Source organism: Psychrobacter sp. TB20-MNA-CIBAN-0197 (assembly GCF_040309765.1).
Classification (GTDB): Bacteria; Pseudomonadota; Gammaproteobacteria; order Pseudomonadales; family Moraxellaceae; genus Psychrobacter; species Psychrobacter submarinus.
Genome location: NZ_JBEOPC010000075.1, coordinates 1 through 967, shown reverse-complemented (window position 1 = coordinate 967; position 967 = coordinate 1). Strand labels below are relative to the sequence as shown.

Annotated in this window: 1 protein-coding gene; it reads left to right on the top strand. The window is 44.8% G+C overall.

Features of this window, described 5'->3' with window-relative positions:
- Positions 1 to 104 precede the first annotated feature (104 nt).
- On the top strand, positions 105 to 967 hold an 863-nt coding region (locus AAEY83_RS12695), incomplete at its 3' end, for an IS30 family transposase (RefSeq protein ID WP_025644112.1).

Sequence of the window (967 nt, the reverse complement as noted above, 5' to 3'; positions counted from 1 at the left end):
CTTAGATTAACACATGAAGTGCAATACCAAATGCAAGGTGAAAAAAAGACCTAGATGCGCTAGCATCAAAGTTTTTATCCACCGACCAAAGTGAGATTGCAACCATGAGCTATACACATCTAAGCCTAGGTGAACGATACCAGATTTATGCCCTTAAAGGGGCAAAACATAGTATTAATTTTATAGCGAGGGTGTTAAACAGAAGTCCCAGTACCATATCAAGAGAGCTTAGGCGTAATAAAAGCCTACGAGGTTACCGAGCAAAGCATGCTAATAACAAGGCTTGTGACAGACGGGCTAACAACGCCACAACTATTGTGACTGACCTCTGGGCATGGGTGACAGACAAGCTTAAAGAGAACTGGAGTCCTGAGCAAATATCTGGCGTTCATGCTGGTATCAGTCATATGAGCATTTATCGCTATATTTGGCGTGATAAGAGGCAGGGCGGTACATTGTGGCAGTGTCTCAGACGTAAAGGAAAACCATACCGGCAGCGTCTAACCGCTGAGACTCGAGGCCGTATCAATGACAGAGTCTCGATTCATGAGCGCCCTTGTATTGTTGAAGAACGCTCACGTATTGGAGATTGGGAAGCGGATACCGTTATCGGTCAGCATCACAAGCAAGCGATTGTCACGCTCGTTGAACGTAAAACGGGGCTGCTGAAGATGAAGCGTGTGGGTCATAAAACAGCACAGCAAGTATCAGAGGCAATGATAGAACTCTTAGCGCCAGTGAGGTTGCAGGTTAAGACCATTACCTCTGACAATGGTAAAGAGTTTGCTCAGCATAAGAAGGTGAAACAAAAGCTCTTTAGCCCTTTCTTCTTTGCCGATGCTTATGCGTCATGGCAGCGAGGAACCAACGAGAATACCAATGGCCTTATCAGAGAGTACTTGCCTAAGGGTTGTGACTTTAGACAAGTCTCTGATAATGAAATACAGGACATTGAGAACAAACTAAA